Annotated in this window: 1 protein-coding gene; it reads left to right on the top strand. The window is 44.3% G+C overall.

What is annotated here, in order from left to right:
• On the top strand, nucleotides 1–352 hold a 352-nt coding region (locus FCV43_RS04370), incomplete at both ends, for a helix-turn-helix domain-containing protein (protein ID WP_136994134.1).

Below are 352 nucleotides of genomic sequence, written 5' to 3'. Positions count from 1 at the left end.
AGCCAACAAAAAACCATTCAAATGAAAATGCGATTACTGGCTCTTGAGCACTTTAAGCGAGGAAAATCCCGCACTCAAATAGCGAAAGACCTGCAAGTCAGTCGTACTAGTGTGAATAAATGGGTTCGCCTTTTTTTGGAAGAAGGGCTAGAAGGCCTTCAGGAAAAACCAAGATCAGGCAGGCCGGCATTCCTCACTGCAGACCAGCAAAATCAGCTCAGGCAATTCATAAAGAGTGAAGCAACCTCTCCTACTGGTGGCCGTCTCATAGCGAGTGATATCCATCACTATATCGTGACGCATTTTGATAAACACTACCATCCTAATTCGATCTATTACCTGCTTGAGCATA

The organism is Vibrio genomosp. F6 (assembly GCF_005146325.1).
GTDB lineage: Bacteria > Pseudomonadota > Gammaproteobacteria > Enterobacterales > Vibrionaceae > Vibrio > Vibrio cortegadensis.
This window is presented reverse-complemented; position numbering and strand designations above follow the sequence as displayed.